Below are 13,160 nucleotides of genomic sequence, written 5' to 3' on the forward strand. Positions count from 1 at the left end.
GACTCGGCGCCCCTACACGCCGAGCATCTCCCGGACGTCCGGGTGCACCAGGTCGACGACCGCCGCACGAGCGTCCGCCGCGGACGGGGCCGCGAGCGCAGAGGCCGCCATGGTCGCGCACTCGGCCGTCGAGTGGTTCCGCAGCGCGTACCGGACCGCCGGGACCGCGCCTGCGGACATCGACAGGCTGGTGACCCCGAGGCCGACGAGCACGAGGGCCAGGACGGGGTCCGCGGCCGACTCGCCGCACACCCCGACCGGCTTGTGCGCCTCGATGCCGGCTCGTGCGGTGGCGTCGACCAGGTCGAGCACTGCGGGCTGCCACGGGTCGAGCAGGTCCGCGAGCTCCCCGCGCAGCCGGTCGGTGGCCATCGTGTACTGCGCCAGGTCGTTGGTGCCCAGCGACACGAAGTCGACCTCCGCGAGGATCTCCCGCGCGCGCAGCGCGGCCGCGGGCACCTCGATCATCACGCCGACGGTCGCGACACCCGCGGCGCGGGCCCGGGCGGCGAAGGCCCGCGCCTCGGCCGCGGTCGCGATCATCGGCGCCATGACCCACGGCGTGGTGCCCGTCTCGGTCTGCGCGCGGGCCAGCGCGGTCAGCTGCGTGTCGAGAAGCTCGGGATGGGTCCGAACGAGGCGGTAGCCGCGTACGCCGAGCGCCGGGTTCTCCTCGTCCGGCTGCGTCGCGAAGCCGAGCGGCTTGTCGGCACCGGCGTCGAGCGTGCGGACGACGACCTTGCGGGTGCCGAACGACGTCAGGGCCCGGGCGTAGACCGCGGTCTGCTCGTCGGCGGTCGGTGCCGAGGCCCGCTCGAGGAACAGGACCTCGGTGCGGAACAGGCCCACCCCCTCCACGGCACCGCCCGAGACGCGCGCGGCGTCCTCGGCCGTACCGATGTTGGCCACCAGCGCGACCGGGCGGCCGTCGGCGGTGCCGCCGGGTGCGGTGTCGGACTCCAGGGCGACCTCGACCGCGGCCCGCCGGTCCAGCTCCGCGCGCAGCGCGGTGTCCGGGTCGGTGGTCACGGTGCCGTTCGCCGCGTCGACCGCGACCGGCGTCCCGTCGGGGATCGAGGTCGCGCCCGTGACGCGGACGATGCACGGCAGCCCGAGCTGCCCGGCGATGATCGCCGTGTGCCCCGTCGGGCCGCCGAGCTCCGTGACGATCGCCAGCACGTTGGCGAGGTCGAGCGCCGCGGTGTCGGCCGGTGCGAGGTCCTTGGCGACCACGACGGACGGCCGGGTCAGCTCGGGCACGCCCGGTGCCGGCAGGCCCATGGCTCGCGCGACCACCCGGTCGCGCACCGACCGCAGGTCCGTGACCCGCTCGGCCAGGTACCCGCCTGCCTGCTCGAACATGGCCGCGAACGTCGACACGACGGCGTCGATCGCGCTCACGACCGGCTCTCCGCCGTCGATCCGCGCCAGCACCTGCGTGCGCAGCGCCCGGTCGTCGGCCATCTGCGCGGTCGCGGCGAGGACGTCCTTGACGGTGCCGGCGGACCGCGCGGACTGGTCGCGCAGGGCGGTGGCGACGTCGGCGAACGCGGCCTCCACCGCAGCGTGCACGGTCGCGGCGTCCGCCGGGACTCCGTCGACGAGCAACGGCGCGTCCGGTTCGAGGTGCGGAGCGGGTCGCACCTGCGCGACCGGTCCCACGACGGCACGGCGACCGACGCCGACCCCCTGCAGCACGTGGCCGAGCGTCGCGGCGCTCACGACTCCGCGTCCAGGTCGGTGGCCAGCAGGCCGACGAGCCCGTCGAGGGCGGCGTCTGCCCCGTCCCCGTCCGCGCTGAGCGTGACCTCCTCGCCGCTGGGGACGCCGAGCGACATCACGAACAGGATGCTGCCGGCGTCCACCGGCTCGCCGCCCGGGCGGGCGATGGTGACGGGCAGGCCGGTCTCGGCGACGGCCTGCGTGAACAGCATGGCGGGGCGGGCGTGCAGTCCGACGCGGGACGCGACGACGACGGTGCGCTGAGGCATGAGCTTCTCCGATTCGGTGGGGACGGGTGTGTCAGGCAGCGGCGGGGACGAGCGCCTGCGCGTCGGCCTCGGCGTCGGCGGCCTGCTCGGCGAGCACGAACTCGTTCGTCCTGGCGCTCTTGAGAGCGATGACCACCGCGGCCGAGATCGCCATTCCGACGGCCACGGACCCGAGGAACGCGATCGGGTTCGAGATGAGCGGCAGCACCCAGATGCCGCCGTGCGGTGCGCGCTGAGCCGATCCGGCGGCCATGACCAGGGCACCGGTCGCGCTCGAGCCGATGAGCGAGGAGACGATCACGCGCCACGGGTCGGCGGCGGCGAACGGGATGGCGCCCTCCGAGATGAACGACAGGCCGAGCAGCCACGCGGCCTTGCCGTTCTCGCGCTCGGCGTGGGTGAACAGCCTCTTGCGGACGACCGTCGCGAGGGCCATCGCCAGCGGGGCCACCATGCCGGCGGCCATGACGGCGGCCATGATGCGGTACTGGACGGCGTCCGTGGCCAGACCCTGCGTCGCCAGGCCGGTCACCGCGAACGTGTAGGCGACCTTGTTGATCGGACCGCCGAGGTCGAAGCCCATCATCGCGCCGAGCAGCGCGCCGAGCAGGACCAGGTTGGAGCCCGACAGACCGTTGAGCCAGCTGCTCAGGCCCGACATCAGGCTGGCGATCGGCTGCCCGATGATCACGAACATCACGAGTCCGACGACGAACGTCGACAGCAGCGGGATCACCACGACCGGCATCACGCCGCGAACGCCCTTGGGCACCTTCCAGCGGCTGATCCACAGCGCCAGGAACCCGGCCATGAAGCCGGTGACCAGACCGCCGAGGAAGCCGGCTCCGACGGCCACCGACACGGCACCGCCCACGATGCCCGGGACGAGTCCGGGCCGGTCCGCGATGGCGTACGCGATGAAGCCGGACAGGATCGGGACCAGGAAGCCGAAGGCGATGGCGCCCGTCTGGAAGAGCAGCGCCGCCCAGTCCATGCCGCTCGCGACGCTGAAGTCGTTCAGCAGGTGCGTCACGGGGACCTTGGTCACCGCGATGACGCCGTCGCTGCCGGCGGCGAACTGGGCGACCATGAACCCGAGCGCGATGAGGATCCCGCCGGCGGCGACGAACGGGATCATGTAGGAGACGCCGGTCATCAGCCACTGGCGGATCCGCGTGCCGACGCCCGCGTTGCGGTCGACCTTCGTCGTGAGGCCGGTGGGAGCGGGAGCGGATCCTGCGGGGACGCCCGCCTCGACTGCCGCGACCGCGGCCGCGATGACACCCGGGGCGTCGTGCACCGCCTTCTTCACGCCGACGTCGATGAACGGCTTGCCGGCGAAGCGGCCCTTGTCCTTGACCTCGAGGTCGGCGGCGTAGATCACCCCGTCGGCGGCGGCGATGATCGCCGGGTCGAGCGGGGTCGACCCGGCCGCGCCCTGGGTCTCGACGTGGACCTCGTGCCCGGCGGCCTTGCCCGCCTGCTCGAGGGCCTCGGCGGCCATGTACGTATGGGCGATGCCGGTGGGGCAGGACGAGACGGCGACGAGCTTCATGAGGGGACAACCTCTCGGGTGACGATGTCGGCGACGGTTGCTGCATCGCCGGCCTCCTTGAGCGACGTGCGGAAGGACTCGTGGACGAGGCGGCGGGCGAGCGCCGCGAGGATCTGCAGGTGGTCGCTGTCGCCCTCGGCCGGGGCGGCGATCAGGAAGATCAGCGTCGCGGGACCGTCGGGGGCCCCGAAGTCGACCCCCGCGGCGACCTTGCCGACCGCCAGGCTCGGCGCCGTGACGTAGCCGGAGCGGGCGTGCGGCAGACCGATCCCGCCGGGCATGCCGGTCGCCATCTGCGCCTCGCGCGCCCGCACGTCGGCGTGGAAGCCGTCGGCGTCGGTGACGCGGCCTGCCGCGAGGAGCAGGTCGATCAGCTGGCGCGTCGCGTCGTCGCGGTCTGTGGCGACGAGGTCGACGGCGACCAGGTCCGGGGTGATCAGTGGAGTACTCACGTCACATCTCCTTGAGTGCGAGTCGGGGATCGGGGTTGTGCACGACCCGGACGGCGCCCGGGTCGATGTCGGTGGGACCGGGGACGGCGGTACCGGGGAGCAGCACGGCCGCCCGGCCGAAGGCGACCGCGTTGCGGAGCCGGTCGCCTCCGTCGCCATCGGTCGCGAGGTAGCCGGCGAGCGTCGAGTCGCCCGCGCCGACGGTGGACAGCGGGACGATCGGGGGGCCGCCGGCCCACCAGGCGCCCTCCGGGTCGACGAGCATCGCGCCGTGCGCGCCGAGGCTGACCAGGACGGCCCGGTTGCCCGCGTCGAGGACCTCGTGCGCGGCGTCCACCACGTCGCCGACGGTGACCAGCTCGCGGCCGACCAGGTCGGCCAGCTCGTCGTCGTTGGGCTTGACCAGCGCGAGCCCGCCGGCGCGGACCGCCTCGGTCAGCGGTGCACCCGACGTGTCGAGCGCGAACGGGACGCCGTGCCGCGCAGCCAGCTCGGCCAGCCGCACGAAGAACGTCTCCCCCGCGGCGAGCGGGAGGCTGCCCGCGCCGACGAGCACTCCCGGACGGAGCGCGAGCTGCAGCTCCACCGCCGCGAGCAGGGCGTCGGCCTCTGCCGGGGTGAGCCGCGGGCCGGGGGCGTTGACCTTGGTCGTCGTGCCGCCGTCCTCGACGAGAGTCAGGTTGGTGCGCGTGTCGCCGTGCACCGGGACCGCGAGGGTCGCGACGCCCTGCTCGTCCAGGAGCTCGACCAGGCGCCTTCCGTCGGCACCGCCCGTCGGCAGCACCGCGAGGGATGGGATGCCGTGCCGGACGAGCACGCGGGACACGTTGATGCCCTTGCCGCCCGGGTGGACGTGCACGCGACGGGCGCGGTTGACCGCGCCCACCTCGAGGCGGTCGAGCTCGAGCGCACGGTCGAGGCTCGGGTTGGGGGTCACCGTCACGATCACGCCGTCACCACCCGGGGTCCGGCGGCCTCGATCTCGTCGACGAGCTCGGGCTCGGCGCCGCTGTCGGTGATCACGGTGTCGATCGCGGAGAGGGGGACCACGTGGGCGAACTCGACGCGGCCGATCTTCGAGTGGTCCGTCAGCACGACCGTCCGGCGCGCGTTGGCGACGAGGGCCCGCTTGACGGCGGCCTCCGCGAGGTCGGGGGTGGTGAGCCCGTGCTCGACGCTCAGCCCGTTGGTGCCGACGAACGCGACGTCGGCGTGGATGTCCGCCAGCTCCCGCTCGGCCCAGGACCCGACTGCGGCCAGCGTGCGGCCGCGGACGGTGCCGCCGACGAGGTGCAGGGTGATCCCGGGCCGGGTCGCGAGCACCATGGCGACAGGCAGCGCGTGCGTGACGACCGTGAGCTCGCGGTCCATGGGGAGCAGCTCCGCGAGTCGCACGGTCGTCGTGCCGGCGTCGAAGATGATCGCTCCACCGTCGGGGAGCTCGTCGAGCGCCGCTTTCGCGATCCGCTCCTTCTCCCCCGCGAACTTGCCCTCACGGTCCGCGACCCCGGGCTCGAACCCGAGCCGCTCGACCGGGATCGCCCCGCCGTGGACCCGGCGGACCAGGCCGTGCCGCTCGAGGATCGTCAGGTCACGGCGGATGGTCTCGGCGGTGACCTCGAGGTCCTCCGCCAGCCTGTTCACCTCGACCCGGCCCTCGGCGCGGGCCGTGGCGAGGATCTGCTGGTGTCGCTCCGGTGCGTACACATCGACTCCGTCGTCCGCTGCGCCGACCCTGTCGTCGTCGCCCAGTGGAACCAGAGTGCCCCTCGTCACACCGGCATGTCAAGCGATTCGGACATATTCGGCGCGAAACGGATGTTGATACGGGCAACGATGTGCGAGAACGCGCAGATCCGGGCAACAAACAGACGCCCGAGTGCGCCCGTTTAGCGGGCGCGCTCGGGCGTCGGTCGACGACTCAGTGCGGCTGGTACGGGCTCACGACCACCTCGACGCGCTGGAACTCCTTCAGGTCGGAGTAGCCGGTGGTCGCCATCGCACGCTTCAGCGCGCCGATCAGGTTGAGCGTGCCGTCGGCGGTGTGGCCCGGCCCGAACAGGATCTGCTCGAGCGATCCTGCCGTGCCCACCTCGACCCGCTCGCCACGCGGCAGCTGCGGGTGGTGCGCCTCCGGACCCCAGTGCCAGCCCTGCCCGGGCGCCTCGGTGGCACGGGCCAGCGCGGCTCCGAGCATGACGGCGTCCGCCCCGCAGGCGACGGCCTTGACCAGGTCGCCGGAGCGACCCACCCCGCCGTCGGCGATGACGTGCACGTACCGGCCGCCGGACTCGTCGAGGTAGTCGCGACGCGCCGCCGCGACGTCCGCGACCGCTGACGCCATCGGCGCGTGGATGCCGAGCGACAGGCGCGTCGTGTGCGCGGCGCCGCCGCCGAAGCCGACGAGCACACCGGCCGCGCCCGTCCGCATGAGGTGCAGGGCGGCCGTGTAGGTGGACGCGCCGCCGACGATCACCGGGACGTCGAGCTCGTAGATGAACCGCTTGAGGTTCAGCGGCTCGGCGCGGCCGGACACGTGCTCGGCCGACACGGTGGTGCCGCGGATGACGAACAGGTCCACGCCGGCATCGACGACGGTCCGCCAGAACTCGTTGGTCCGCTGCGGGCTCAGCGCGCCGGCGACGGTCACGCCCGCGGCCCGCACCTCCTTGAGCCGGGCGGTGATGAGCTCGGGCTGGATGGGGGCCGCGTAGATCTCCTGCATGCGGGCGGTCGCGCCGGCGGAGTCGAAGCCGGCGATCTCCTCGAGCAGGGGCCGCGGGTCCTCGTAACGCGTCCACAGACCCTCGAGGTCGAGCACGCCGAGGCCGCCGGCATTGCCGAGCGCGACCGCGGTGGCCGGGCTCATCACCGAGTCCATCGGGGCCGCGACGACCGGGAGGTCGAAGTGGTACGCGTCGATCTGCCAGCCGACGGAGACCTCCTCCGGGTCGCGCGTGCGGCGCGAGGGGACGACGGCGACGTCGTCGAACGAGTACGCGCGGCGTCCGCGCTTGCCGCGACCGATCTCGATGTCGTTGCTCACGCGGGCAAGGCTACCGGGGCGCGCCACGCGGGCCGTCCTGCCGGGTCGTGTCAGTGGCGGGTGCGATCCTGGCGGCAGATCGAGGGAAGGGTGCCACGCGACGATGAGCTGGATGGACGGGCCGCTGCTCGGCTTCGACACGGAGACCACGGGTGTCGATGTCGACAACGACCGCATCGTCACCGCCGCGCTGGTTCGTCGCGACGAGACCGGCACCCACGTCCACAGCTGGCTGATCAACCCCGGCATCGACATCCCCGAGGCCACGACGGCCATCCACGGCGTCACCACCGAGCAGGCACGGCGGCACGGCACGCGGCCGAGGATCGCGCTCGAGGAGATCGCGACCGAGCTGGCGCAGGCGTTCCGCGACGGCGTCCCGGTCGTCGCCTACAACGCGACCTTCGACCTGTGCCTGCTCGACGCCGAGCTGCGTCGGCACAAGCTGAAGACCCTGCCCGACCGCCTGCACAACGCGGCCCGTCCGGTGATCGACCCGCTGGTGCTCGACCGCGCCGAGGACCGTGAGCGCCGCGGCAAGCGCAAGCTGGTCGACCTGTGCGGGTTCTACGACGTCGTCGAGTCCGGCACGCTGCACACCGCAGACGTCGACGTCGTCGCCACGCTCGACGTGCTCGACCGGATCGTCGGCCGCTTCCCGCACCTCGCCTCGCTCGACCTCGACGCGCTGCACGAGTACCAGTCGACCGCGCACCAGGCGTGGGCCGAGGGCCTCAACGCCTGGCGCCTCGAGCAGGGCCTCGACGGCCCAGGGGTCTCCGACGTGTGGCCCACCCGGGACCCCGTCGGAACCCTGTGGTGACACGCGTCATATCGCCGTTGAGTTGCGCCGGGTGAGAATTGCGCCTACAGACCACCTCGACCGGGTTCGTCGAAGTGGCAATATCTCATCCATGAGTTAGCGTCTTCCCCATGACGACGACCACCACGCCTGTCCCGCTGAGCACCGGCTCGTTCCCGATCGTGGCCGACCCGCTGGCACATGTGGGCTCCCTGGTCCGTTCGGCGCGGCAGCACCAGGGCCTGACGCAGGCTCAGCTGGCCGAGCGCCTGGGCACCAGCCAGTCGGCGATCCACCGCATCGAGCAGGGCGCGCAGAACGTCAGCCTGGAGATGCTCACGCGCATCGGCGCCGCGCTCGATTCCCCCATCGTCACCCTCGGCGGCCCGCAGCGCACCCACCTGCGCGTGCAGGGCGGCCAGACGCTCTCGGGCCGCATCGACGTCAACACCAGCAAGAACGGGGCCGTCGCGCTCCTGTGCGCGTCCCTGCTCAACCGCGGCACCACCCGCCTGCGCAACGTCGCCCGCATCGTCGAGGTCGACCGCATCGTCGAGGTGCTTCGCTCGGTCGGCGTCAAGGCGGTCTGGTCGACCGACAGCCGCGACCTGGAGATCGTCGTCCCCGACCGTCTCCAGCTCGAGGACATCGACGTGGACGCGGCCCGCCGCACGCGGTCGATCATCATGTTCCTCGGCCCGCTGCTCGGCCTCGAGGACGAGTTCCGTCTCCCCTACGCGGGCGGCTGCGACCTCGGCACCCGCACCGTGGAGCCGCACCTGATCGGGCTGCGCCCGTTCGGGCTCGACGTCACCGCGACCACCGGCGACTACCACGCCCTCGTGTCGCGATCCGCGACAGAGAACCTGACGGTCGTGCTCACCGAGCGCGGCGACACCGTCACCGAGAACGTCATCATGGCGGCCGCCCGTCGCACCGGCATCACCACCATCCGCAACGCGAGCCCGAACTACATGGTCCAGGACCTGTGCTTCTACCTCGAGCTGCTGGGCGTGCGGATCGACGGCATCGGCACCACGACCCTGCGCGTGCACGGCCTGGCCGAGATCGACGCGGATGTCGAGTACGCCATCTCCGAGGACCCGGTCGAGGCCATGAGCCTGCTGACCGCGGGCATCGTGACCTCCTCCGAGATCACCGTGGGTCGGGTGCCGATCGAGTTCATGGAGATCGAGCTGGCGACGCTCGCCGAGATGGGCCTGCGCTACGACCTCTCCGAGGAGTACGCCGCGCAGAACGGCCGCACCCGCCTCGTCGACGTGACGGTGTACCCGAGCGACCTGCGCGCGCCGATCGACAAGATCCACCCGATGCCGTTCCCGGGCCTGAACATCGACAACCTGCCGTTCTTCGCGGCGATCGCGGCCTGTGCCACCGGCACGACCCTCATCCACGACTGGGTGTACGAGGGCCGGGCGATCCACCTGACCGACCTGACCCGTCTCGGCGCCGACGTCCGGCTGCTCGACGCCCACCGCCTCCAGGTCAGCGGCCCGACGCACTGGTCGGGCGCCGAGGTGTCCTGCCCGCCGGCGCTGCGGCCGGCCGTCGTCATCCTGCTCGCGATGCTCGCCGCCAAGGGCACGTCCGTGCTGCGCGACGTCGACATCATCGCCCGCGGCTACGAGCAGCTTCAGGACCGCCTGGTCCAGCTGGGCGCGCGCATCGAGTCGTTCCGCGACTGACCAAGCGGGCGCCCCCGCACGAGCAGGCAGCTGTCGACGTCTACGCGCGCTCAGGCATCGATAACTGCCTTCTCGACCTCGGTCACGGTCGGCGGGCAGGTGTCGACACCGGCGCGATGCGCGCGCTGCGTAGGTGCTCGAAGACGATCGACGTGCGGACGTCGGCGATCTCGGGGCGCTCCGTCAGTCGGTCGATGACGAACGCGTAGAGGCGCTCGTTGTCCGCGACCGCGACGTGCAGCACGAAGTCCTCGGTGCCGCTGGTGACGAAGACGCCGACCACCTCGGGCAGCGCCGCGGCCCAGGTGCGGAAGTGCTCGATGTTCTGGCGCGTGGGCGGTCGGACCCGCAGAGCGATCATCGCCTGGACGGGCCGGCCGATCTTCGCCAGGTCGACGTCCAGCACGGCGCCGCGGATGACGCCGCGCTCGCGCAGCGACCGGGTCCGGTCGAGCGCCGTCGTCGGCGAGACACCCACGGCCGCCGCGACGTCGCGGTTGGTCCGCCGTGCATCGACCTGCAGCTCCCGCAGGATCGCCGTATCAAGTTCGTCGAGATCGCCCATGAGAGGAGCCTAGCCGTATGTAGTACGGATCGCTTGGAACAAGGGCGGACATCTGCCTAGCATTCTCCTGTGCCAGTGGACGAACGCGAAGCAGGAGGAAACATGTCGGTCGATGTGACGGAACGAGTCGGCTTCGCTCCCGATGAGATCGAGACGGGCGCACACACGCGGGCGGTGCGGCTCAAGTGGGTGGTCGTCGTCGACAAGTCCTTGCCTGCCGGGCGCGCGGCGAACGCCGTCGCGTGCGTCACGGCGGCGACCGCGACCGCCGTCGACGGCCTGCTCGGACCGGCGGCGCGAGACCGCTCGGGGACCGACCACCCAGGCATCCCGTGGATCGGCTGCACGGTCCTGGCGGCGAGCGCGGAAGAGCTGGGCGCGATTCGCGCCAAGGCCGGGTCGTCGGCCGAGATCTACGTCGCGGACATGCCTGCCATCGCGCAGAGCATCCGCGTCTACGACGACTACCTCGACCACGTCGCGGGCGTCGACGACCTGCCCTACGTCGCGGTCAGCATCGTCGGCCCGCGCAACCAGGTCGACCGGCTCGTACGCAGGCTCCAGCTGATGCCCTGACCTTCCTCACGCCGTCACGGCGACCGGCGGTCGAGCTCAGGGGAGCCGGACGACCGTCAGCGAGCGGCGTAGTTCGGTGCCTCGGAGACCATCTGCACGTCGTGCGGGTGGGACTCCTTGAGCCCGGCCGGCGTGATGCGGATGAACTTGCCGCGGGTCTGGAGCTCGGGGACCGTCCGCGCACCGACGTAGAACATCGACTGGTGCAGGCCGCCGATCAGCTGGTGCGCGACGGCCGCGAGCGGACCGCGGTACGGGACCTGGCCCTCGATACCCTCGGTGATGATCTCGTCGTCCGACAGGTCGCCCTGGAAGTAGCGGTCCTTGGAGTACGAGCGGCGGTCGCCGCGCGACTGCATGGCACCCAGCGACGCCATGCCGCGGTAACGCTTGAACTGCTTCCCGTTGACGAAGACCAGGTCGCCGGGCGACTCGTCGCAGCCGGCCAGCAGGCCGCCCAGCATGACGGTGTCGGCGCCGGCCACGAGGGCCTTGGCGATGTCGCCGGAGTACTGCAGGCCGCCGTCGCCGATGACCGGGACACCGGCCGGCTTGGCGGCCAGCGAGGCCTCGTAGATCGCGGTGATCTGAGGGACGCCCACGCCCGCGACGACGCGCGTGGTGCAGATCGAGCCCGGGCCGACCCCGACCTTGACGGCATCGACACCGGCGTCGACGAGCGCCTGGGCGCCCTCGCGGGTCGCGATGTTGCCCCCGATGACCTGGACGTGCCGGGTGAACGCGTCGCCCTTGATGCGACGGACCATGTCGAGCATCAGGCGAGCGTGGCCGTTGGCGGTGTCGACGACGAGCACGTCCACGCCCGCCTCGACGAGCGCGGTCACGCGGTCCCACGCGTCCCCGAAGAACCCGACGGCGGCTCCGACGACGAGCCGGCCCTCCCCGTCCTTCGTCGCGTCGGGGTACTGCTCGGACTTCACGAAGTCCTTGACCGTGATCAGGCCGCGCAGGATGCCCGCATGGTCGACCAGCGGGAGCTTCTCGATCTTGTGCTTGGCCAGCAGCGCCGCGGCGTCGTCCCGCGTGATGCCGACCGGGGCCGTGACCAGCGGCATCGCCGTCATGATCTCCCGCACGCGCAGCGTCTCGAACTCGCCGGGCGGGACGAACCGCAGGTCGCGGTTGGTGATGATGCCGAGCAGCAACCCGTCCTCGGCCACGACGGGCAGGCCCGAGACCCGGTAGAGGCCGCAGAGGCGGTCCAGCTCGGCCAGCGTCGCCTCGGGAGACACGGTCACCGGGTCCGACACCATGCCGGACTCGGAGCGCTTCACCAGGTCCACCTGGTGCGCCTGGTCCTCGATGGACAGGTTCCGGTGCAGGATCCCGATGCCACCTTGACGGGCCATGGCGATGGCCATGCGCGACTCGGTGACGGTGTCCATGGCGGCCGACAGCAGCGGCACGCTCACGGAGATCTCCCGGGTGAGCCGCGAGGCGGTGTTCACCTCGCTCGGGATCACGTCGGTCTCCCCCGGCAGGAGGAGCACGTCGTCGTAGGTCAGCCCGATGCGGGCGAACGGGTCGGCTGGCGTTGGCTCCGTCATTGACACAGGATACGCGGCGATCTCGGGGATCAGACCTACTGGATCAGACCCCTGCGGAGCCCGATGGCGACCGCCTGGGCGCGGTCGTTGGCGCCGAGCTTGCGGAACAGCCGCCGAGCGTGCGTCTTGACCGTGTCCTCGGAGAGGTAGAGCTCGGCACCGATCTGCGCGTTCGAGCGTCCGTTGCTCATCCCGACCAGGACCTCGATCTCGCGCTTGGTCAGCGGGACACCGGCGATCGCCCCCGAGGTGGGTGCACCGACGGGGGCGGCGTTGGTGTCGTCCATGGCCCCCCTCGACGAGATGCGGCTCTCGCTGGAATCAGCGCGCTGCGCGACGCCGGCCTGGCTGGGCACGTCGACCGTCGTCGCGCGGGCGCCGGCCGGGACGACGGGGAGCGCGGGGCTGGCGAGCACGTGCGCGGCGACCGCCGACAGCTCGGCGCGGCCGACGTCGGGGGCCAGGAACCCACGGGCACCCAGCGCGAGCGCGCGGTCGAGCGCCACGGTGTCGTCCGGGACGGCAAGGAGCACGATCGCCGCGGAGGGGGCGACGGCGCGCAGGCGGCGGATCGCCTCGATCGCACCAGGAGCGCCGAGGTGTGCGTCCAGGAGCACGACCGTCGGCGGCATCCGACGGGCCAGGCTCAGCAGCTCGTCGACGGACGCAGCGGCACGCACAGGGCCGAGCGCCGGCACTCCGATCGACGTCACTACCAGCCGTTCGCGCACGACTGCCGAGCCGTGACAGACCACGACTCCTGCCATGTTGATCCCCTCTCGGACCCCACGCGGGGCACCTGGTGTGTATCGGTCGCCCGGACGAGTGACGTTAGGTCTCGACGCGACCGACCGGGGCGCGCGTCGGGCAATCGTCCGACGATGCGTGGCAAGCGCAGA

At 72.2% G+C, this 13,160-nt stretch carries 13 protein-coding genes; 3 read left to right on the plus strand and 10 right to left on the minus strand.

The features are described 5' to 3' along the window. Positions 1 to 12: 12 nt before the first annotated feature. The 7 genes from ptsP to ACPPVS_RS14610 form a co-directional block, all read right to left on the minus strand. A complete protein-coding gene (gene ptsP / locus ACPPVS_RS14580; RefSeq protein WP_426592974.1) occupies positions 13 to 1,722 on the minus strand; it encodes a phosphoenolpyruvate--protein phosphotransferase in 1,710 nt (569 codons plus the stop codon). Further along, a complete protein-coding gene (locus tag ACPPVS_RS14585; protein WP_426592975.1) occupies positions 1,719 to 1,991 on the minus strand; it encodes an HPr family phosphocarrier protein in 273 nt (90 codons plus the stop codon). Before ACPPVS_RS14585 ends, ptsP begins: the two co-directional genes overlap by 4 nt. 31 nt (positions 1,992 to 2,022) lie before the next feature. Next, positions 2,023 to 3,546, minus strand: a complete 1,524-nt coding sequence (locus ACPPVS_RS14590; RefSeq protein ID WP_426592976.1) for a PTS fructose transporter subunit IIC — start codon at positions 3,544 to 3,546, stop codon at positions 2,023 to 2,025. Next, complete coding sequence (locus tag ACPPVS_RS14595; protein WP_426592977.1) at positions 3,543 to 3,998, minus strand: PTS sugar transporter subunit IIA; 456 nt, start codon at positions 3,996 to 3,998, stop codon at positions 3,543 to 3,545. The genes ACPPVS_RS14590 and ACPPVS_RS14595 overlap by 4 nt, the downstream gene beginning before the upstream one ends. A gap of 1 nt (position 3,999) precedes the next feature. Then, complete coding sequence (gene pfkB / locus ACPPVS_RS14600) at positions 4,000 to 4,947, minus strand: 1-phosphofructokinase (RefSeq protein ID WP_426592978.1); 948 nt, start codon at positions 4,945 to 4,947, stop codon at positions 4,000 to 4,002. Continuing rightward, positions 4,944 to 5,705 (minus strand): DeoR/GlpR family DNA-binding transcription regulator, encoded by a 762-nt coding sequence (locus ACPPVS_RS14605; RefSeq protein WP_426592979.1) that lies wholly within the window; start codon positions 5,703 to 5,705, stop codon positions 4,944 to 4,946. The genes pfkB and ACPPVS_RS14605 overlap by 4 nt, the downstream gene beginning before the upstream one ends. A gap of 214 nt (positions 5,706 to 5,919) precedes the next feature. Next, positions 5,920 to 7,044 (minus strand): GuaB3 family IMP dehydrogenase-related protein, encoded by a 1,125-nt coding sequence (locus ACPPVS_RS14610; protein ID WP_426592980.1) that lies wholly within the window; start codon positions 7,042 to 7,044, stop codon positions 5,920 to 5,922. A gap of 103 nt (positions 7,045 to 7,147) precedes the next feature. Here ACPPVS_RS14610 and ACPPVS_RS14615 point away from each other — a divergent pair, with 103 nt between their 5' ends. Together ACPPVS_RS14615 and ACPPVS_RS14620 are read left to right on the plus strand one after the other, a co-directional pair. Beyond that, positions 7,148 to 7,867, plus strand: coding sequence for an exonuclease domain-containing protein (locus ACPPVS_RS14615; RefSeq protein ID WP_426592981.1), 720 nt, complete (start codon positions 7,148 to 7,150; stop codon positions 7,865 to 7,867). Between the two features lie 110 nt (positions 7,868 to 7,977). Then, on the plus strand, positions 7,978 to 9,552 hold the full coding sequence (locus ACPPVS_RS14620; protein WP_426592982.1) for a helix-turn-helix domain-containing protein: 1,575 nt from the start codon (positions 7,978 to 7,980) through the stop codon (positions 9,550 to 9,552). Positions 9,553 to 9,634: 82 nt separating this feature from the next. On the opposite strand, the gene ACPPVS_RS14625 is transcribed toward ACPPVS_RS14620, so the two are convergent. Then, on the minus strand, positions 9,635 to 10,117 hold the full coding sequence (locus ACPPVS_RS14625) for an Lrp/AsnC family transcriptional regulator (RefSeq protein WP_426592983.1): 483 nt from the start codon (positions 10,115 to 10,117) through the stop codon (positions 9,635 to 9,637). Between the two features lie 102 nt (positions 10,118 to 10,219). On the opposite strand from ACPPVS_RS14625, the gene ACPPVS_RS14630 reads away from it, so the two are divergent. After that, entirely contained in the window at positions 10,220 to 10,693 is a 474-nt protein-coding gene (locus tag ACPPVS_RS14630) for a DUF2000 domain-containing protein (RefSeq protein ID WP_426592984.1), read from the plus strand. 56 nt (positions 10,694 to 10,749) lie between these two features. Here ACPPVS_RS14630 and guaB read toward each other — a convergent pair whose 3' ends face one another. Together guaB and ACPPVS_RS14640 are read right to left on the minus strand one after the other, a co-directional pair. After that, positions 10,750 to 12,261: an IMP dehydrogenase gene (guaB, locus tag ACPPVS_RS14635; protein ID WP_426592985.1), complete on the minus strand. Its 1,512-nt coding sequence runs from the start codon at positions 12,259 to 12,261 to the stop codon at positions 10,750 to 10,752. Between the two features lie 35 nt (positions 12,262 to 12,296). Beyond that, positions 12,297 to 13,028, minus strand: coding sequence for a DNA-binding response regulator (locus ACPPVS_RS14640; protein ID WP_426592986.1), 732 nt, complete (start codon positions 13,026 to 13,028; stop codon positions 12,297 to 12,299). Positions 13,029 to 13,160 lie beyond the last annotated feature (132 nt).

It is taken from the genome of Cellulomonas sp. McL0617 (genome assembly GCF_049994875.1).
Classification (GTDB): domain Bacteria; phylum Actinomycetota; class Actinomycetes; order Actinomycetales; family Cellulomonadaceae; genus Cellulomonas.

What these genes read in the sequence shown, in the direction of transcription:
- ACPPVS_RS14585 (WP_426592975.1), bottom strand. Translation starts at nt 1,991, where the DNA reads ATGCCTCAGCGCACCGTCGTCGTCGCGTCCCGCGTCGGACTGCACGCC.
- ACPPVS_RS14590 (WP_426592976.1), bottom strand. Translation starts at nt 3,546, where the DNA reads ATGAAGCTCGTCGCCGTCTCGTCCTGCCCCACCGGCATCGCCCATACG.
- ACPPVS_RS14615 (WP_426592981.1), top strand. Translation starts at nt 7,148, where the DNA reads ATGAGCTGGATGGACGGGCCGCTGCTCGGCTTCGACACGGAGACCACG.
- ACPPVS_RS14620 (WP_426592982.1), top strand. Translation starts at nt 7,978, where the DNA reads ATGACGACGACCACCACGCCTGTCCCGCTGAGCACCGGCTCGTTCCCG.
- ACPPVS_RS14625 (WP_426592983.1), bottom strand. Translation starts at nt 10,117, where the DNA reads ATGGGCGATCTCGACGAACTTGATACGGCGATCCTGCGGGAGCTGCAG.
- ACPPVS_RS14630 (WP_426592984.1), top strand. Translation starts at nt 10,220, where the DNA reads ATGTCGGTCGATGTGACGGAACGAGTCGGCTTCGCTCCCGATGAGATC.
- guaB (WP_426592985.1), bottom strand. Translation starts at nt 12,261, where the DNA reads ATGACGGAGCCAACGCCAGCCGACCCGTTCGCCCGCATCGGGCTGACC.
- ACPPVS_RS14640 (WP_426592986.1), bottom strand. Translation starts at nt 13,028, where the DNA reads ATGGCAGGAGTCGTGGTCTGTCACGGCTCGGCAGTCGTGCGCGAACGG.